At 43.1% G+C, this 20,641-nt stretch carries 11 protein-coding genes and 1 riboswitch; all 11 genes read left to right on the top strand.

Translation table 11 applies throughout. The annotated features are described in order from the left end of the window. Positions 1 to 168: 168 nt before the first annotated feature. Positions 169 to 957 (top strand): isocitrate lyase/PEP mutase family protein, encoded by a 789-nt coding sequence (locus BLP33_RS17205; RefSeq protein ID WP_090531372.1) that lies wholly within the window; start codon positions 169 to 171, stop codon positions 955 to 957. A gap of 304 nt (positions 958 to 1,261) precedes the next feature. Further along, positions 1,262 to 1,375, top strand: a riboswitch (SAM riboswitch). 121 nt (positions 1,376 to 1,496) lie between these two features. Then, on the top strand, positions 1,497 to 2,066 hold the full coding sequence (locus tag BLP33_RS17210; RefSeq protein WP_090531374.1) for a TlpA disulfide reductase family protein: 570 nt from the start codon (positions 1,497 to 1,499) through the stop codon (positions 2,064 to 2,066). A 335-nt stretch (positions 2,067 to 2,401) separates the two neighbouring features. Next, positions 2,402 to 5,584, top strand: a complete 3,183-nt coding sequence (locus BLP33_RS17215; RefSeq protein ID WP_090531376.1) for a SusC/RagA family TonB-linked outer membrane protein — start codon at positions 2,402 to 2,404, stop codon at positions 5,582 to 5,584. A gap of 5 nt (positions 5,585 to 5,589) precedes the next feature. Beyond that, positions 5,590 to 7,026, top strand: coding sequence for a SusD/RagB family nutrient-binding outer membrane lipoprotein (locus BLP33_RS17220; protein WP_090531377.1), 1,437 nt, complete (start codon positions 5,590 to 5,592; stop codon positions 7,024 to 7,026). Positions 7,027 to 7,030: 4 nt separating this feature from the next. Beyond that, a complete protein-coding gene (locus tag BLP33_RS27485) occupies positions 7,031 to 7,198 on the top strand; it encodes a hypothetical protein (protein WP_175490043.1) in 168 nt (55 codons plus the stop codon). A 3-nt stretch (positions 7,199 to 7,201) separates the two neighbouring features. Then, positions 7,202 to 7,744, top strand: coding sequence for an isopentenyl-diphosphate Delta-isomerase (gene idi, locus BLP33_RS17225; protein WP_254780176.1), 543 nt, complete (start codon positions 7,202 to 7,204; stop codon positions 7,742 to 7,744). Positions 7,745 to 7,917: 173 nt separating this feature from the next. Beyond that, positions 7,918 to 12,105 carry a hybrid sensor histidine kinase/response regulator transcription factor gene (locus tag BLP33_RS17230; RefSeq protein ID WP_090531379.1) on the top strand — a complete coding sequence of 1,396 codons (4,188 nt, stop codon included), beginning with the start codon at positions 7,918 to 7,920 and terminating at the stop codon, positions 12,103 to 12,105. Between the two features lie 470 nt (positions 12,106 to 12,575). After that, positions 12,576 to 15,758: a SusC/RagA family TonB-linked outer membrane protein gene (locus BLP33_RS17235; protein ID WP_217633183.1), complete on the top strand. Its 3,183-nt coding sequence runs from the start codon at positions 12,576 to 12,578 to the stop codon at positions 15,756 to 15,758. A 14-nt stretch (positions 15,759 to 15,772) separates the two neighbouring features. Beyond that, on the top strand, positions 15,773 to 17,476 hold the full coding sequence (locus BLP33_RS17240) for a RagB/SusD family nutrient uptake outer membrane protein (RefSeq protein ID WP_090531381.1): 1,704 nt from the start codon (positions 15,773 to 15,775) through the stop codon (positions 17,474 to 17,476). 68 nt (positions 17,477 to 17,544) lie between these two features. Then, positions 17,545 to 19,047: an RICIN domain-containing protein gene (locus BLP33_RS17245; protein ID WP_175490044.1), complete on the top strand. Its 1,503-nt coding sequence runs from the start codon at positions 17,545 to 17,547 to the stop codon at positions 19,045 to 19,047. A 54-nt stretch (positions 19,048 to 19,101) separates the two neighbouring features. Beyond that, the gene (locus tag BLP33_RS17250) at positions 19,102 to 20,637 is read left to right on the top strand and encodes a glycoside hydrolase (protein ID WP_090531383.1); all 1,536 of its coding nucleotides are present in this window, start codon (positions 19,102 to 19,104) and stop codon (positions 20,635 to 20,637) included. Positions 20,638 to 20,641 lie beyond the last annotated feature (4 nt).

The following is a 20,641-nucleotide window of genomic DNA, read 5'->3' on the forward strand; positions in this document are numbered from 1 at the left end:
TCACCTTTCACCTTTCACCTTTCACCTTTCACCTTTCACCTTTCACCTTTCACCTTTCACCTTTCACCTTTCACCTTTCACCTTTCACCTTTCACTAATCTCTTCCGTTTTATACAATTTTTAGAAAAGCGCCCAGCCTAATTTTGAGCATAAAATAAAAAAAAGAACATGAAAAATAGATTCAATGAATTTTTAGCCCTGCATCATCAAACCGAACCTTTGCAAATTGGCAATGTATGGAATGCACAAAGCGCCCAGGTTTATGATAAATTAAATTTTAAAGCAATCGGCACATCAAGCGCGGCTGTTGCCAGCTCATTAGGCTTTGCAGATGGCGAAGAGATGAGTTTTGAGGATTACCTTTTTGTTGTTAAACGCATAGCTGCAACAACATCAGCCATGCTAACAGTCGACCTTGAAGGTGGTTATGGTGAAACACCGGAGGCTATCTGCAGTAACATCACAAAACTATATAATATTGGTGTTGTGGGTATCAATATAGAGGATTCGATAGTGGTGAATGGCCAGCGAAGTATTGTTGGTGCCGAAGGCTTTGCCACAAAACTTAAACAGATAACTGCATTGTTAACCGCCACAGGGGTAGAGGTATTTATAAATGTAAGGACCGATTCCTTTCTGCTTGGTTTACCTAACGCACTGGAAGACGCTTTGACCCGTACTAAACTTTACCAGGGTGCAGGTGTGCATGGTTTGTTTTTTCCGTGCATTACCCAAATAGCAGATATTGAAAAAATAACGGCCTTATCGCGCCTACCGGTTAGCGTAATGTGTATGCCTGGCCTTCCGGATTTTAAAGCGTTGCAAAATGCGGGCATTAAAAGGATTAGCGCAGGCCCATTTTTGAATATGAATATCTACCGGTCACTGGAAAATTTGATCGAAAAAATAACAGCCGAAAATAGCTTTGCAGCCCTTTTTAACGGGACTGCCAGTTAACAGGCGAATAAAAGTGCTAAATAATTAAAAACCTAATTGCCTTGTTTTACCTTATTATAAGGTAGTTTAATAATCTACAAAATAAGTTTAGGTTAAAGTCCCGGCAGCGAACGTTAGGGACTTTTTGTTGTTATGGAATTTATCTTCAAAAAGTTTCAGCTACTCCAATCAGTAAACAAATTCTGTAAATAAGCCTGCAGAATTTTAAAGTGTTAATTCATTTTATTGCAATAATTATATAAAGTCTATGGTTTTAGTAGAATTTATATATATTTGCATCGTCAAATCGGTTCTTTGAATATTTTAATTATCAAGAAAGACTGAGGGAAAGGCCCTGTGATGTCTTAGCAACCTGTAAGCCCACTGTTATAAAGGTGCTAATTCCTGTCTGCCCAAAATAGGGTAGAAAAGATAATGTAATACGCTATGGCCTTGTATAGTGCAAGGTGTTGTATACTTCTTTTCCCTCTTCATTTTTCTTGCTAATTAAAATATTGAAAATATCACCGGGATGATATTACGGTTTAACCTGTATAGCAATGAACATTAAACAATTACTTTTTACCTGTTTGCTTTTCATAACAACATTGCCGGCTGTTGCGCAGATCACCAAGGCAATTGATCCGACAGCTGACGACCGCGGTTATATCATAAAAACCGGTGATCTTGCTCCTGCCGATTTTGAGCTCGTATTGACCAATGGTACAAAAACTTCTTTAACGAAGTTGCGTGGTAAGGTGGTTATCCTGCAGTTTACCGCAAGCTGGTGCAGCGTATGCAGAGAAGAAATGCCGCATTTGGAAAAAGAGATCTGGCAGGCTTATAAAGATAAAGGACTTGTTTTAATGGGCGTTGACCGCGATGAACCGCTCAACAAAGTAAAAAGTTTTCACCAGGTCATGAATATAAGCTATCCGTTGGCACTCGATCCTGGTGCTGAGATTTTTGGTCGGTTTGCCAGCAAAAAGAGCGGTGTTACCCGCAATGTGGTTATCGATCGGGATGGGAAAATTGTTTACCTCACCCGCTTGTACGATAAACAGGAATTTGCATCCATGTTAAAAGCTGTGGACGCTTTGGTAAACAACAAAACAGCGTCCATCAATTAAAAAGAATCTATCAGTACTTATTTAATACCCGTTTTATGAAAACAGAATCTACTTTTTTACACAAGAAAACTTTCGTTTCGGAAAGCCAGTCAATCTGCAAATCCTTCTGTCTCAATATGCAAAGCATGCATTGTTGCTGTTAATCATTTACAGCATGCATGGTGTTTAAATGCGGGCTTGCTGCAGTTTGTCTTAGCTTAATAATTACCATCCCCTAATCAATTCTTTACAGTTACGATAGGCTTATGAGCCGGGCAAATTATGCCCGCTAAGGCGATAGCCATGTCTTTTGTACCGGTAAAGGCATCAAAAATTAATCTCAATTATTAATTATCATGTTAAAAATTTACAAGCTATTACTGGCAATTATATTGCCTTTTATTCTCGTCCAGACGGTTGCGGGGCAATCCGTTAAAATAAGCGGGGAGGTAACCGCCAAATCCGATGGGTTGCCGTTGCCGGGTGTCAGCGTATCTGTTAAAGGTAAAACCACGGGCGCACAAACCAATGTTGATGGTAAGTTTATCATCAACGCCAATGTTAATGATGTGCTTAGGGTTAGCTACATTGGCTTTACAACCCAGGAGATCCCGATTACGCAAGGAATAACTACCCTAAACGTGGTTTTGATTGAAGCTCCAAATTCGCTGAACGAGGTAGTGATAACGGCCCTCAATATCTCAAAGGATAAAAAATCGCTGGGATATGCGGTACAAGGGCTTAAATCGAAAGATATTTCTGAGGCAAAAGAAACCAACTTTGTAAACGCGCTGGCCGGTAAAATTGCCGGTGTGCAGGTTACCAACAGCCAGGGTGATATGGGTTCATCACGTATCGTTATCCGTGGTGAAACTTCTATCACTAAAGATAATCAGCCTTTGTTTGTAGTTGACGGGGTTATTGTTGATAATACCCAGTTTTTAGGATCTGGTGGTTCAAGGGATTTCGCTAATGCCCTCTCTGATCTCAATTCTGAAGACATAGAGTCGCTAAGCGTGTTAAAAGGCCCGAATGCTGCAGCCTTATACGGTTCACGCGCGGCAGCAGGCGTTATCCTTATTCGTACCAAAACAGGTAAAGGAGCAAAAGGGCTTGGGGTTACCATTAACTCTAATACCAGCTTTTCAAATGTGCAGGTATTACCCAAATATCAAAATGAATACGGCCAGGGTTCAAATGGTAAATTCAGTTATGTTGACGGTAAGGGCGGTGGCGTTAACGATGGTGTTGACGAAAGCTGGGGGCCTGCATTGGATGGCTCATTGATCCCGCAGTTTTATTCCAATGGACAGGCTGTGCCATTTATCGCCCATCCCGATAACGTAAAAGACTTTTTTAGGACTGGCGTGACGCTTAATAATGGTATAGCATTAGCGGGCAGTAACGAAAAGAGTGATTTCCGGGTATCTTACAATAACCTGCATCAAACCGGTATTGTCCCAAATACATCGCAGGGACGTAACTCATTCGCTTTAAATTCAAGCTACCGTTTCAATCCTAAATTAACAGTAAATACCACTGTTAACTATATTAAAGACGACGCTGATAACTTGCCGGGTGCTTATGGAAAACGTGCAACCAGTACCATGCTGCAGTTTACCTGGTTTGGGCGCCAGGTTGATATCAACAAGCTTAAAAACTACAAGGATGCCAATGGCAACACCTTTAACTGGAATAACAGTTATTACAGTAACCCATATTGGCTGGCCTATGAAAACACGGTTGGTCAGCACAAAAATCACCTGATCGGAAGCGTTGAACTAAATTATAAGATCATCGATGGCCTATCGGCAAACTTCCGTACCGGCACCGATTATTATAATGATCGCCGTAAAATCAAGGTTGCTTATGGCACTAATGGAACACCGTTTGGCTCATATGAGGAAGATGCTTACAGCGTAAATGAAAATAATACGGAAGGCAGGTTGCAGTATACCAAAAAACTAAACAATGATTTTTCGCTTGATGCATTTGTTGGTGGTAATATCTCGGTAAAAACACTCGAACAAAATGATCAGTTAGCACCTAAACTTGCAATTCCGGGACTATATAACATGGGTAATTCGCGTGACCCGCTGGTTTCAACAAACTTTTATTCTAAACTTAAAACTAACAGTGTGTTCGGATCGGCACAGGTTGGGTTCAGGAATTATGCCTTCGTCAACGTAACGGCACGTAATGATTGGTCTTCATCATTGCCAATTGATAACATGTCATACTTTTATCCCTCAGTAAACGGAAGCTTAATACTATCCGAAGCGTTGGGCATTAAAAGCGATGTGCTTACCTATGCTAAATTAAGAGGTGGCTGGTCTAAAGTGGGTAAGGCTACCGATCCTTACCAGTTAAGGAATGTATTTGCCTCATCAATCCTTTTCAATGCTAATCCACAGCAAAGTTTACCGGCTACAGATGCCAATAACACACTGAAACCAGAAAGTACAACATCGGCAGAGGCTGGCTTTGAATTAGGCTTTTTTCAGGACAGGTTACATCTGGATGTAAGTGCATACAATACCAATAGTACCAATCAAATACTTGCGGTTCAGGTTAGTTCGGCCACGGGTTTTGGTCAAAAAATCATCAATGGGGGGCGCCTTAATAATAAAGGTCTTGAGATACAATTGGGGATAACGCCAATTAAATCAAAGGAGTTTACCTGGGATATCACTACTAACTATTCGTTGAACCGCAGCATGGTTGCTTCGCTTGATGCCGAAGGCCGTTTGCAAAGTCTGCCAATTGGGTCTGACCGAACTGTACAGGTAACAGCGGCACTTGGCCAGCCTTACGGCGCACTTTATGGTACCGCTTATACGCGTAACGCTTCCGGGCAAATCGTTATCGATGCTAACGGTACACCTGTATTCAACACAACCAAACGTTACCTTGGCAAATTCACTCCAAATTGGTTAGGAAGCATCAATAACAGCTTCACCTACAAAGGCATTAACCTGAGTTTCCTGGTTGACGCGCGTTTCGGTGGATCCATCTACTCAAACACCAACCGTACTGGTACCTATACCGGCGTACTGGCCTCTACCTTACCGGGGCGCGGTGCTGCTAATGGTGGTTTAAGCTATTACTATTCGGATAATAAAACAACAAATCCGGCGGTGCAGGTAACCGGCGCAGCTCCGGCGGGTGTAACCGTTTATAATGATGGGATGATTTTTAAAGGGGTTAAGGCCGATGGTTCTCCGAATACCACCATTATCCCCGCGCAATCATACTACAAAGGTTTTACCAATATTGACGAAGCATTTGTTTATGATGCCTCATATATCAAGCTTCGTGAAGTAAAGCTGGGATACTCTTTACCGGCTAAATGGGTGAATAAAATAGGTTTTCAGGGCGCTACATTTTCGGTAGTTGGCCGTAACCTTTGGATCATTCATAAAAACGCGCCGAACATCGATCCGGAGACAGCCTTTAACGCAGGCAATGGCCAGGGCCTGGAAGATCTCACTCTGCCAACCGTACGTAACATCGGTTTTAACGTAAACCTTAAATTTTAAACATCATGAAACTTAAATATATCAGCATATTATCCGGCGTGGTCTTATTATCGATAACATCATGCAAAAAGGAACTTGCCAGGATCAATCAAAACCCTAACGGCTCACAAACAGCACAGCCCAACTACCTGTTGACTGCTGCCACCAAAGCCACATCTGATACTTATTGGGGAGTTGCCAATAACATGGATGCCAGCTTACTTTTTGTTCAATACTGGTCTAAAATTCAGTATACTGACCCAGACCGGTATATTTATGCCAGTACCGCCTTTGAAGAACTCTGGAGTACGGGCTATTCAAAAAGCATTGTAAATCTCAATGAGATCATTAAAATTGGCGATGCTCAGGGTAATACTAACTATAAAGGTGTCGCACTGGTGCTACGTTCGTGGACATTCAGTTTATTAACAGAGGCTTATGGGAATATTCCTTACAAGCAGGCCACCAATATCGATCAGTATCTTACCCCGGCTTATGATACTCAGAAGGACGTTTATTTTGCTTTGCTGGATGACTTGAAAGCAGCTCAAACAGCGCTCGATCCTTCGGGCAAAGCCATAGCGGGCGATGTGATCTACAGCAATAATATTGCTTCTTGGAAAAAATTTGCCAATTCCTTAAGGTTTCGTATCGCCTTGCGTATTGCCGACAGAGAGCCGGCAAAAGCTAAGCAAGTATTGGACGATATCAAGGCCGAAGGCGGTTCATACATCAGTTCGAATGCTGAAACAGCACAATTCACTTATGTCGACTCGCCTAACCAAAATCCCGTGAGCAACCTATTTGATACGCGCGATGATTACCGTATCAGCAAAACAATAGTTGATAAGCTGTTTGCACTTAATGATCCACGCTTATCTATATACGCAGCCAAAACGCAGGACCCCACACCTCAAACTTATGTTGGCTTGCCAAACGGTTTGTTGGTGGGCGATGCCAGCAATTACGGCTTCACCAAAACTTCTAAACCAGGCACTTATTTTCGTGCACCACATGCCCCTGCTGTAATATTAAGCTATGCCGAAAGCTTGTTTGATAGGGCTGAAGCTGCCGCTCGCGGTTTTACTACCGAAGATGCCGCTTCATTATACAGTCAGGCGATTACTGCTGCATTGACACAATACAGTATTGCTTCCGCTGATATCGCTACTTATATAGCGCAACCGGCAGTGCAATATGATGCCTCTAATTATAAAAAATCAATTGGCGAGCAAAAATGGTTAGCCTTGTTTGGCCAGGGATTGGAAGGCTGGACCGAATGGCGCAGGCTTGATTATCCTCAACTGCAACCCGCCGTTGCAGGTACACTGAATGGTAAAATACCGGTAAGGTTTATTTATCCAGGTACAGAGCAATCGCTGAACAAAACTAATTACCAGTCGGCAGTGGCAGCACAGGGAGCTGATGCGCTTACCACCAAGCTTTGGTTTGATGTAAACTAAACAAGTGTCGCTTCATAAAATAAAACGGGTTTCTCCAAAAGGAAATCCGTTTTTTATTGAAAATAAAGCTGAAATTTGCGACATGACTTTAGCCCTGTTTTTAAGATTAACAAAAAAACAAGAAATTCCAGAGATCAGCGTTTCTCATCAGGAAGGTAACAACAAATTATAGCGAGTGAAGATAGAAGAAACCGTGATTTTGGTTGATCGCGATGATCAGGAAATTGGCACTATGGAAAAAATGGAGGCGCATCTTCAGGGGAGCCTGCACCGTGCCTTTTCAGTTTTTATTTTTAATAAAAAAGGAGAGCTGCTATTACAGCAACGCGCCGAAGGCAAATACCACTCGGGTGGTAAATGGACAAACACCTGCTGCAGCCATCCAAGGCCCGGCGAACTCACATTTACAGCAGCCCATCGCAGGCTAAAGGAGGAGATGGGAATGGCCGCCGAACTTAACTTTGTATTTTCTTTTGTTTACTGTGCAGCTATCCAGGACGACCTGGTTGAAAATGAATACGATCATGTGTTTTTTGGCATCACTGATGCTTTGCCGATCCCTGACCATGACGAGGTCTCCTCATTTAAATACATAACGATGGCCCGGCTGGCAGTCGACCTGAAAGAAAACCCGGGCGATTATACCAGGTGGCTCGCCATATGTTTCGACGAGGTAATGGATCATTATCAGCAATTACAGATCGCTGATGGGCTGTGATCGTCGTCGTAAATAACGCCGGACTGATAATTTGCTATGTAGCCCGAATAAGCAAATCTTCCCTTATTGTAACGGGTATTTTACATTTTTGTAATATTATTGTTTACTTTACAATTAATTAGGTAGCTTTAATCTTCCAATTATTTGTGTAATTCACAGCCTGCAACTTGTTAATGAAAAAGGGATCCTTTGTCTGTTTTGTTCTTTTTTTGATCATTTCTTCGGCCCATGCGCAGTCGCCCATCAAAAATAAGATCCTCAACTATTCTTTAAAAAATGGTCTTTCTTTTGGTATTGTAAATAGCATTACACAGGATGATAAGGGTTTTATGTGGTTTGCCACCAATGATGGGCTCAATCGTTTTGACGGTACAACTTTTAAGATTTTTAAATCGCGCCTGGGCGATTCAACTGCACTGGCCAGTAACTATGTACAAAAGGTTTTGTGCGATGTTCATGGCAGTATCTGGGTATCGTCAAGAAACGGCCTCAGCAAATTTGATAGCCGTACAGAAAAGTTTATCCATTATAAATTCACTTCTAACAGGGCCGTCAAAAACGATATCAGTAATATCATCCAAAGCCATGATGGTAATTTATGGATCACATCTTATGGGCAGGGCTTTTCTTATTTTGATACCAAATCGGCAAAGGTTATTAACTATACTCAGGTCAATTTATCCCGGCTGTCAAGTAACAGGGTGCTCTGTTTGTACGAAGATTCAAGAGGGCTGGTATGGGTGGGTACACAGGAAGGCAGCATCAATGTTTTTAGTCATAAGGATGGTGTAATAGCCAACCTTGCGGGCATAGGCCCTCCAATAGCCAACCTGCCGGGTACCCGGATCAATGATATTTTTGAAGATCATTTTCACAACATGTGGATAGCAACCGGAAGCGGGCTCGGCTACTACAACAGGCAATCAAATAAATTTACCTTGCTGCAAACCGGTCAGCAGGGTATTAAAAGTAAACGATACATATCAGTTATTGAAGATAGCGATAAGCAATTGCTTGTAGGTCTGCAGGATGGTGGGCTGTTTAAAGTTAACATCGGTACAAGCCCCAACTACAACATTAATAACTTTTTTCTTCAGCCGGTAACCGGCGATGACGGATATTACCTTACACAGCGCTCTGTTCAAACGCTTTATATAGATAAGGATAAAAATGTTTGGGTAGGTACCTATGGCGATGGCATTTACATGGTGAGCAGCATTAAGGAGAAATTTTCAAAGATTGCTAAAAAGCGATATGGGGCCAGCGGCGAAAGTTTGGTAAGGTTTTATGGCCTGTGCCAGGATAGCGACGGCTTTTTATGGCTGGGCACTGATGGCGAGGGGATTTACAAAACCAGCCATAATGGCACCCTTATAAAGCAATACAAAGCAGATGGGCAGCCCGGCAGCATTACCGACAATGCCATTTTATTCGGCTATACCGATCAGGATGGTAATTTATGGTTTGGTACTTATGCAAAGGGACTTTTGCAATATAACAAGAAAACGGATTCGTTTGTCAACTACCTACACACCCAGACAGATAACAAAAGCCTGGGTGGTAACGACGTACGGGTTATCTACCAGGACAAGCATAAAAATTTATGGATTGGCACCAACGGCGGCGGCTTGTGCCTGTTTAATGCCGTTACAAAAACTTTCACCAACTATACACCTGCCAATAGCGGACTTACTTCGTACGATGTAAGATCAATTGCTGAGGATGATAATAGTAATTTATGGGTTGGTACTTATGGTGGGGGACTTGATTTTTATAACGCCGGGCAAAAGAAATTCAGCAGGTATTTTAAACCCGCCGATGAAAAAAATAATTTACCCGGCCAGGTGATATTTTCACTACATCCCGACAAACAACACAGGTTATGGATAGGAACCGAGGGCGATGGACTAATTTCATACGATCTTCAAAACCGGTTTTTTAAAAAGTTTAATGAAACTAATGGTCTGGCTAATAATACAGTATCGGCCATTAAGGAATCATCTGATGGTTCATTGTGGCTAAGTACCAATAAAGGCTTATCAAACCTTGATGTACGGAATAATAAGATCTTAAATTATGATCAGTCGGATGGGTTACAGGCCGGGCAGTTTAACGCAGGGTCTGTTTTGTTTGATTCTGCTAATGGATTAATGTATTTTGGGGGAACAGAAGGGCTTAACTTTTTTGACCCTGAAAAAGTAAATCAAAGCGATTATAAACCAAAAGTTATTATAACAGGTTTGCAGATTTTTGGTAAGCAGGTTGAAGTTGGCGGGCTTGACAAGGACCGCACCGTATTGCCCGAAGCCATTAACCAGGCAAGGCAGATCACGTTACAGCCTGATCAGTCGGTGTTTTCTATCCAGTACGCCTCGTTGAATTATACTTACCCGGATAAGGGGGGCTTTGCTTATAAACTGGATGGTCTTGATAAAACCTGGAACTATGTTGGCGATCAGCGGCTTGCAACTTACCGCTACCTTGAACCCGGGGAATATACGTTCAGGGTAAAAGCATCCAACCAGGATGGTTTGTGGTTTGATAATTATGCCACCTTACAGGTTAAGATCCTGCCGCCCTGGTATAAAACCTGGTGGGCTTATTTAATTTATATAGCGGCAGCAGGGGTTGTAACTTATTACTATATACTTTACAGAAACCGCCAAACCAGGCTTAAATACGAGGTTAAAGTAGCCCAGCTTTCGGCCGAAAAAGATAAGGAACTTAATGAGCGTAAACTTTCCTTTTTTACCAATATCTCGCATGAATTCCGCACACCGTTAACGCTCATCATCAACCCGGTAAAGGATATGTTGTTCGGGAAGGGCGAGGTTACTGATGATGCCGGTAATTTGCATATCATTTATCGCAACGCACGGCGTCTTTTGAGTTTGGTTGACCAGCTTTTACTGTTCAGAAAAGCCGAAAGCGATACCGATAAGCTTAAAATAGTAAGGCTCAATATCGTATCGCTTTGTCATGAGGTGTTTTTATGTTTTAATCACCAGGCACGTACCAAGCATATTCAGTTTGATTTTGTAAGTCAAAGGGATGCGATAGAGATTTATGCCGACAGGGAAAAAATGGAAATAGCCCTGTTTAACCTCATCTCGAATGCGTTGAAGTTTACACCGGAGTATGGCATAGTAACTTGTACAATAGCCGATTTTAACGATAAAATTATCATCGAGATAAAGGATAGCGGCTGTGGAATAGCCGAGGGTACCGGCGATCAGTTATTCGGCAAGTTTTACCAGCTGCAAAATTCGGTTCCATTGGCAGGTGGCTTTGGTATCGGGCTTTATTTGGTTAAAGCATTTATTGAAAACCATAAAGGCAGCATCGGTTATACTAGCCAACAGGGACAGGGTACGATGTTTCATGTATCGTTGTTAAAAGGCAGGGAGCATTTTGGGCAGCAGTTTGTGTTTGAAGACGTTGCCGAAACTTCGGTGTTCCTGGATGAGCTAATGGAGAATAAGGGTGAATTAGCCGCCGTTGAGACTGAAAACGCCGTCGCAGCCAAAAATTCTGAGGCTTTAAGCTCCGATACCAAAACCATGCTGCTGATTGATGACAATCAACAGATCCGTACTTACCTTAAACAAATTTTTAGCGGTGAGTTTGAGATTTTTGAGGCTGATAATGGTACAGATGGACTTGAACTTGCTTATCACCTGGTGCCCGATATTGTAATAAGCGACGTAATGATGCAGGGGTTAAGCGGTATTGAGGTATGTAGCCGTATTAAGGAAGATCCTGTGCTGAACCACATCCCCGTGATATTGCTTACCGCCAGTTCCTCGCCCGAAATAAAGCTTAAAGGTATTGAAGGAGGGGCGGATGATTATATCAGCAAGCCTTTTGAAAAAGAGATCCTGGTGGCCCGTGTTAACGGGATCCTGAAAAGCAGGAACAACCTGCAGAAGTATTTCTATAATGAAATAACCCTTAACAAATCAAATGATCTCAAGATTTCGCAGGAGTACAAGGAATTTTTAGAAAAATGTTTGCAGATAGTTGAGCAGCACTTAACCGACCCGGATTTCAGCATCAAAACACTGGCTGCCGAAATAGGCATGAGCCACTCTAACTTATACAAGCGGATCAAATCTATTTCCGGGCAATCTGCAAATAGTTTTATCCGTTTTATCCGCTTGCGTAAGGCGGCCGAGATCTTGCTGACAACCGATAGCACAGTTTACGAAACGGCCTATAAAGTGGGCTTAAATGACCTCAAATACTTTAGAGAACAATTCAACAAGCTGTTCGGTATAAATCCGTCCGATTACATTAAGAAATATCGTAAGCCATTTCACAACAATTACAACGTGAACCGGGATGTGATTAAGGAGAATTAATCGTGTTTATCGGTTGGTTGATTCACCTGGTTCATACCTCGCCGGACCAACTTCCCTTCGGCTTCAGTTTCACAGCTAAGCTAAGAGTGGTTTTTGTGGCCCTTCTTTACAAAGTGATGAGCGGACGACAAGCGCAGCAATGTTTGGGGGCTAAATACTACAACTTATTTTTGTCCCCCTGCCAGTATTGATTTACCCCCCTCTTTAAAAAGCGCCCAAAATGCTGTTTTTAAGCGCTTTTTTATGAAATACCCCCTGTCTTATTCAGAATTTACCCCTCACTCATTTTTGCTTTAAAACGCAATTTAGCCCTACCAATAACCAAGGTTTAAACCAAACTTTTGTACCGTGTATAAATAATAAGGTCAAAATGGGGCGGTAGTTTATCGATGCCGAATCCACTTTCTTGTTTTTATGCACCTCGCTTTGCAAGGTTTGAGCCGATTAAAAAACCAATTTTTTAAAACCATATGAAACTAAATTTACATGTAAAGGATTCTCCCCATCGGAAAAGATCACCCCGCTTTTTCGTAGTTGCGGCCGGCATGGCCGTTGCTTGTTTCGCTACAGTCCAAATGCCGGTAATGGCTTTTGCGGGTACCATTAATGAACAGCGCTTACCTGATGCCAGAATAACGGGCCAGGTTACCGACGAAAAAGGCCAGACCCTGCCAGGTGTAAGCGTTGCCTTAAAAGGCACATCAACCGGGGTTGTTACCGATGTTAACGGTAAGTTCAGCCTTAACGTGCCCAGTGCTTCATCAGGCATTTTAGTGTTTAGCTATATTGGCTACAACACGCAGGAAATTATCCTTAACGGGCAAGCTACTCTTAACATTCAATTACAGGCCGATTCTAAATCATTGAACGAGGTTGTGGTTGTAGGTTACGGTACACAGAAAAAAGCCACTTTAACGGGTTCAATTTCGCAGGTTAAAGGCTCTGAGCTGGTAAAAAGCCCTCAGCCAAATCTTTCAAACGGTATTGCCGGTCGTTTTTCGGGGGTAGTGGTTAATAACCGCAGCGGTGAACCTGGTTATGATGGTTCAGGTATTACTGTACGTGGTTTGGCCACCAGCGGCAGCAACGATGTATTAATTGTTGTTGACGGTATTCCGGCTCAGATAGGCGGTTTGGAAAGGCTTGATCCTAATGACATTGAAAGCATGTCGGTACTAAAAGACGCTTCAGCTGCAATTTATGGTAACCGTGCTGCTAACGGTGTTATCCTCATTACTACAAAACGCGGTAAAACCGGTAAACCAACTATCAACTATAGTTTCAACCAGGGCTTCAGTTCGCCAACCCGCTTGCCAAAAATGGCCGACGCGGCAACTTATGCCCAGATCATGAACGAGATTAATTACGACTCGAACCCGGCCGGCGGCTTAAACCAATCGTATACTGCCGAGCAGATCCAAAAGTTTAGGGATGGTTCTGACCCGTTAAATTATCCAAATACCGATTGGGAAAAGCAAACGCTTAAAGGTTCGGCTTTGCAAAACCAGCATAGCCTTTCTATTGCCGGTGGTAGTGATGATATCAAATACTTTGTATCATTAGGTACGCTTTACCAGGATGGTATTTATAAAAATGGTGCTACCAAATATCACCAATATAATTTCCGGTCAAATATTGATGCTAACGTTACTAAACGCTTAAAAGTAGGTTTATCACTTTCGGGCCGTGAAGAAGACAGGCAATTTCCGATAACCGGTGCGGGCGATCTGTTCCGTTCTGTTTACCGTGCTAAACCTATTGTAGCCGCTTATTATCCAAATGGCTTGCCAACTACAGGTATCGAAAATAATAACCCGGCAGTACAGGTAACGAGTCTTGGTGGTAATGCCAACAATCCTAAACAGGTTTTTAACGGTATTTTAAAAGGTAGCTACGCTATCCCTGGTATTGAAGGTTTATCAGTTGATGGTTTCTTTTCTGTTGATAAATCGTATAACTTGAATAAAAACTTCAGTAAGCCGTATGTTCTGTATAGCTATGTTCAGAGTTCAAATACTTATAATAAGGTTACAGTAGGCGGCAATAACAATGCGGCAACTTTATTCGAGTCGCAAAGGAACGATATTTTGCTTACCTCGAATATTAAATTAAACTACGCGCATAAGTTTGGTTTGCATGATGTGAGCGCTTTTGTTGGTTATGAACAAAGCAAAAACCACATCGAGTACTTTGATGCTACACGTTTTAACTACCTGTCATCGCAATTGCCTGATCTGTCGCAAGGCGGAAGCGCAGCTACCGATTACCTTAATTCGGGCTGGAGCTCAAATTACAATCGAGCCAGCTATATCAGCCGTTTAACATACGCTTATGATGAAAAGTATTTGTTTGAAGGCCAGTTACGCGCTGATGGTACATCAATTTTTCCGGGCGCAAAACAATGGGGCTATTTTCCTTCTGCTTCGGTAGGTTGGAGAATTACTAAAGAAGATTGGTTTAAAAACAGTGTAGGATTTTTTGATGATCTGAAAATCAGGGCTTCTTATGGTTCGTTAGGTAATGACGCTGTTGGCCCGTTCCAGTATTTTAATAACTATACTTTAGTTCCCAATGGTTTTGTGGCAAGCAATCCGGGTAGCGGCTCGAACGTTATTCAGCCAAACGTTAATCTTGTTAAATTGGCAAACCCCGGCATTACATGGGAATCCTCTAAAAAGCTCGATATCGGTATCAATGCCACTTTTTTGCATAATTTTACAGTGGAGGCCATCTATTTCCAGCAAAGAAGGCGTAATGTACTTACAGCCAGGAATGCGTCGATTCCCGGATCATCAGGTATAGTTAACCCTTATGGCTCAGATCCTCTGGTGCCACTTGAAAATATAGGTAAGTTTAACAGTGATGGTTTTGAGGCAACTTTAGGTTATAACCATACCGGCCATGAATTTACGTGGGGTGTAAGCGGTAATATTACTTATGCCAAAAGCAAAATTGTTTTCATTGATGAGGCACCCGGTGCTTTATCTTATCAGCGCCAAACAGGTTTACCGATAGGTACGTCATTACTTTACAACGCGATAGGTATATTCCGTACCCAGGCCGAGCTTGATGCAACGCCGCACGTAACCGGCGCTAAAGTTGGCGACTTGATATACCGTGATGTTAATAATGACAAGCAAATAAATGCCGATGACCAAACCCGTAGCAAATACGGCAATATCCCGCAAATTACTTATGGCTTTAGTTTAAACGCAGCATACAAAAACTTCGATCTTTCGGTACTATTTGCAGGCCAGGCGCAGGTTAGCCAGTATGTATTGCCCGAAGCAGGTAGTGTAGGTAACTTTTACAGCAGCTGGGCCGATAACAGGTTTAGCCCCTCAAACACCAATGGAACTTATCCACGTGTAACAGACCGAGCATCGAACGCTATCAGTGGTGGTTTATATAACAATACTTTTTGGCTTAATGATGCTTCTTTCCTTCGGTTAAAGAATGTGCAATTAGGCTATAATTTCAATGCGCCGTTCCTGTCAAAACTTAAAATAGGTGGTTTAAGGGTTTACGCAAGTGCGTTCAACTTATTCACCATTACCAAAGTGAAGGATTACGATCCTGAAGGAACCAGTGGCAGCGGTCAGTTTTATCCGCAACAGCGAATTATAAACTTAGGTGCTAACGTGAAATTTTAATCAAGAAGACGATAATGAAACTACAATATAAAACTCCGCTTTTATTTTTAATGATGGGCGGTATGCTGGGCATCACAGCATGTAAAAAGAATTTACTTGATGTAACCCCTACGGATAGGATCGCATCATCGGCCATTGCTTCGGATACCGCGGTGTATGAAGCTTATGTTACCAACCGTTATATCGGTGCTAAATTGCAAGATAAAGAGGGCGATGGCTCAAACCCAGGCTTCGGCCGTGGCTTCGAATATAGCATGTGGAGCTCACTTACAGACGAATCGATCTATAACAATGATGATGCTACCTGGCTGATACAAAGGGGCCAGCTTGCTCCCGAAAATTTAGGTGGCGCAGGTGTGCTTTGGGGACGTAGTTATCGCAGCATCCGCGAGGTTAATTCGGCATTAGCGCTTTTGCCAAACATGCCGTTCAGTGCCGGGCACAAAATGCATCTTGAAGGCGAGCTGAAATTTATCAGGGCTTTCCGTTATCAGGATCTGATCCGTAATTACGGCGGAGTTGTTTTAGTGGGCGATAAGGTAACCAACCTTAATGATAACCTACAGGACCCTTCACTATTCAAGCGTGCCTCCATTAAAGAGTGTATCGATTACGTATCTGCTCAGCTTGATGATGCCGCTGCTAAGTTGCCGCTAAACAACGATGGTAGCTGGCTGTTAGGCCGTGCTACAAAAGGTGCGGCGCTGGCTTTAAAGTCAAGACTAAAATTATATGCTGCAAGCCCATTATATGCTGCAGGTACCTGGGCCGATGCGGTTACCGCCGCACAGGCAGTTATCAGTTTGAATAAATATGGTATCTACACTGGTGGCTATAATAATCTGTTTTTAGTTAACGAAACCAACGAAACCATTTTTGAACGTTTATATACTAAAAATGCAAACCATACGCACCTTGAAATAGCCAACGGGCCAAACGGCTATGGCGGCTGGGCAGGTAATACACCGCTGCAAAATTTGGTTGATGATTACGAAATGGATAATGGTAAAGCTATTACCGATCCAACATCAGGTTATGATCCGACACACCCTTATGATCACCGCGACCCAAGGTTTGCAGCTACTGTATTATACAATGGTGCGATGTACAGGGGCCGGGCTATTGAATCTTTTATTCCAGGTGGTAAGGATAGCAAAGACGGAGCAGATAACTGGAATACTACCAAAACAGGTTATTACCTCAAAAAATATATGAATGATGCATATCCGCTTCAAAATCCGTGGGGTAACGCGGGCTTCCAGCCATGGATCTATTTCCGTTATGCTGAGATCCTGTTGAACTTTGCTGAAGCGGCTAACGAAGCTTACGGACCGGATGTGATCCCTTCGGGTTCAACCTTATCTGCACGTACAGCGATTAATCTGATCCGTTCTCGTCCAAGTGTTAATATGCCGGCTTTGGCTTCAGGTATGTCGCAATCACAGATGCGTGATGCCGTACGTTACGAGCGTCGTGTTGAGCTGGCATTTGAAGAACACCGTTTTTACGATGTACGCCGCTGGAAAATTGCTGACGTTACCGAAAATAAACCGGCGGGTGGGGTGATCATCACCAAAAACGCTGATGGCAGCTTTGCTTATACACCAAAAGTAGCCTTGGATGGCCGTTCTTTTGCAACCAAACATTACTGGTTGCCGATACCAAGGGCCGAGATCCAGGCGTCTGGTGGCCAATTGCAACAAAACGCTGGTTACTAATAAAATATTCCGGGGGAAGAGCTTCTTTCTTCCCCCTTTTTTCTCCCAATTCTAACCTATAACAAATTATGAAGAACTTAAGTATTGCATTATTAGCGATGTGTTGTTTGACGGCCGGGTGTAAAAAGGATATCGTATCAGTAAAAAAATCATCAAACCAGGATGAAGTAAAAACAGGAGATAAAACAGTAACTACGGATTCAACACCGGCAAGCGCGCTGAAAGGCGTGAACTGGGCTGCCGATGGTGACAACTTCAGCGACGGGATATTGGTATTAAGCGGCTTAACATCTACCGATAGCTATGCCACGGTATCGGCCAAGGCTGATGCTGTATTAACAGGCATACAGACTAACACGGGAGCAAATACGGTGAGGCTGCCCGTAAATTATTCAACCGTATCGCAAACCTGGTGGAGCTCTTACACCGGTGTTATTGATAAAGCATTGAGCAAGGGAATGAACGTGATACTCGGGTATTGGGAAGCCAAATCATCCGAAGATGGCAAGATAGATAACACAACCGAGTTTTGGTCGATGTGGCAAACCATTGTTACCAAATATGGCAGCAATGCCCACGTGTACTTTGAAATTTTTAACGAGCCACATGGCTATACTTTAACCGACTGGACAACCATCTGTGCCCAGTGGTTAAGTAACTATCCATCTGTTCCGCAAGGCAGGATCCTCATTAGCGGTACGTCCTATTCGCAGGATATAACCGGGGTAGGGGCCGACAGCCGTTTTTCGGGCTGCCTTTTATCTATACATGATTATACTTTTTTTAGCAACGGCACATTGACAACCGCTTTGCAATGGGAAAGCCGTTTGAAAGGCAATATCGGCGCTTACAGCAGCCGTGCTGTGCTTACCGAGTTTGGTATCCCGATGACAGGTGGTAAAAATTACACCGGCGCTATTGGCGGTGACCAGGAAATAGCGTACCTGCAGGGATTAACCAACCAGGCACGTGCTTATGGCATGGGAGCAGTTTACTGGCCTGGCGTACGTACGGGCGATAGCTATGCTATTCAACAACTAAACGGGACTGGCACCAGCCTTACCGTATCAACAACAAATGCATCGGGCTTAAGCCGGATCAAATATGCCTGGGGCGTAGGGGCCGGCGGTACCGATACGTTTTATACCGGTGCTTACTACAGATTTTTAAATGTTAACAGCGGCCAGGCGCTTGATGTTAATGGTGGCTCAACCACCAACGGCGCCGGCATCATACAATGGCCTCAAAACGGGGGCAATAACCAGCAATGGGCTATTGCTGCCAACGGCGGTGGCTATTACAAAATAACTAACCGCAACAGCACACAAGCTCTTGATGTTAACATGAGCTCAACCACCAATGGCGCGGGCATTATACAATGGCCGTGGAACGGTGGCAACAACCAGCAATGGCAGCTTACTGCTACCAGCGATGGCATTTATAAAGTAATTAACCGTAACAGCGGGCTTGCGCTTGATGTTAACGGCGCATCAACCACAAATGGTGCAGGCATCATTCAGTGGCCTTATGGCGGCGCTACTAACCAGCAATGGCAAATAGTGCAACAATAATATTGCAATAAAACAGCACTAAACAGTGCTGTTTTATTTGTTGATTTAAACACGATGATAATAAAAACTACTATAAAAAAAACACTGATGGCTGTAGTTGCTTTGGGGATTAACATTCCTTTGGTAAGCAGCCAGGGCAAAGAAGTAACTATTGATATCAATTTTTCAAAAACGCACCAAACCATCAGCAATTTTGGTGCTTCGGATGCGTGGGCCTGCCAGTTTGTGGGTAACTGGCCTGATGATAAGCGCAATAAAATTGCCGACCTGCTTTTTAGCCGGGATACTTATGCCGATGGCTCGCCTAAAGGCATAGGCTTGTCGTTATGGAGGTTTAACATTGGTGCGGGCAGTACCCAGCAAGGAAATGAAAGTGGCATTAAAGACGAGTGGCGTCGTGCTGAATCGTTTTTAAAAGGCGATGGCAGCTATAACTGGCAAAACCAGGCCGGGCAGGTTTGGTTCCTGAAAGCCGCCAAACAACGCGGAGTTAAACAATTTTTAGGTTTTAATAATAGTCCGCCGGTGCAGTTTACCATTAATGGAAAAGCGTACGCCAGTGGAGGCAAAGTTAATATAGCACCCGATAAATATGATGCTTATGCTGTGTTCCTGGCTAAAGTTGTAAAGGGAGTTGAGCAGGTAAGTAAAGTAAAATTTGATTACATAAGCCCGGTAAACGAACCCCAGTGGGATTGGAGCGATGGCGGTCAGGAAGGTGCCCCATATAATAATGCCGAGGTAGCAGGATTGATACGGGCCATCAATAAAGAATTCGTAAGTAATAAGATTAGCTCAAAGATTTTGGTTGGCGAGGCCGGGAGTATCAACTATTTATTTACTAAAGGTGATAAGCCGGGTAAAGGCAGTCAGATAACCGATTTTTTTAAGCTCGGATCGGCCAATTACATAGGCGACCTGCCTTCGGTAGCCAAAACTATCGCGGCGCACAGTTATTTCACTACGTCGCCAATGGCATCGTCAGTAAAAGCTCGCAGGGCATTGGGCGATAGTATTGCGACTATTAATGGTCTTGATTTCTGGCAATCGGAGTATTGCATCTTAGGCGATAATGCGGGTGAGATAGACGGTAACAAGCGTGATCTGGGTATTGATGCCGCGCTATATTTAGCATCGGTGATCCACACCGATCTTACAGCGGCCAACGCGTCGGCCTGGCAATGGTGGACAGCCATTTCGGCCTATGATTATAAGGATGGCCTCATCTACATCGACAAAAATAAAACCGACGGCAATTTTTACGGCAGTAAAATGCTTTGGGCCATGGGTAACTACAGCAGGTTTATTAAACCCGGGGCTGTGAGGGTTGATGCTGAAGTTTCATCAGTAGCCGAGGGAAAGCCCCTGCTGGTATCGGCATTTAAAAATGGAAAAAACTTAACCGTGGTTATAGTTAACCAGGGTGCTAATGAGGTAAGAGCGGCATTTCACATAGATAATGCTAAAGTTCAGTTTACATCATCCTATTTAACATCGCAGGTTGCCGAGCTTAAAGCCGGTAAAGTAACCGGTGATAAGAATGTTGTTCCGGCACGTTCCATTGTCACGTTTACAGGTGTCATCAAATAGCATT

The organism is Mucilaginibacter sp. NFR10 (genome assembly GCF_900100445.1).
Classification (GTDB): domain Bacteria; phylum Bacteroidota; class Bacteroidia; order Sphingobacteriales; family Sphingobacteriaceae; genus Mucilaginibacter; species Mucilaginibacter rubeus.

Bases quoted from the DNA above. Each gene is read 5' to 3' on its own strand.
- BLP33_RS17245 (WP_175490044.1), top strand. From the start codon at position 17,545: ATGAAGAACTTAAGTATTGCATTATTAGCGATGTGTTGTTTGACGGCC.
- BLP33_RS17230 (WP_090531379.1), top strand. From the start codon at position 7,918: ATGAAAAAGGGATCCTTTGTCTGTTTTGTTCTTTTTTTGATCATTTCT.
- BLP33_RS17215 (WP_090531376.1), top strand. From the start codon at position 2,402: ATGTTAAAAATTTACAAGCTATTACTGGCAATTATATTGCCTTTTATT.
- BLP33_RS17250 (WP_090531383.1), top strand. From the start codon at position 19,102: ATGATAATAAAAACTACTATAAAAAAAACACTGATGGCTGTAGTTGCT.
- BLP33_RS17205 (WP_090531372.1), top strand. From the start codon at position 169: ATGAAAAATAGATTCAATGAATTTTTAGCCCTGCATCATCAAACCGAA.
- BLP33_RS17240 (WP_090531381.1), top strand. From the start codon at position 15,773: ATGAAACTACAATATAAAACTCCGCTTTTATTTTTAATGATGGGCGGT.
- BLP33_RS17220 (WP_090531377.1), top strand. From the start codon at position 5,590: ATGAAACTTAAATATATCAGCATATTATCCGGCGTGGTCTTATTATCG.
- BLP33_RS17235 (WP_217633183.1), top strand. From the start codon at position 12,576: ATGAAACTAAATTTACATGTAAAGGATTCTCCCCATCGGAAAAGATCA.
- BLP33_RS17210 (WP_090531374.1), top strand. From the start codon at position 1,497: ATGAACATTAAACAATTACTTTTTACCTGTTTGCTTTTCATAACAACA.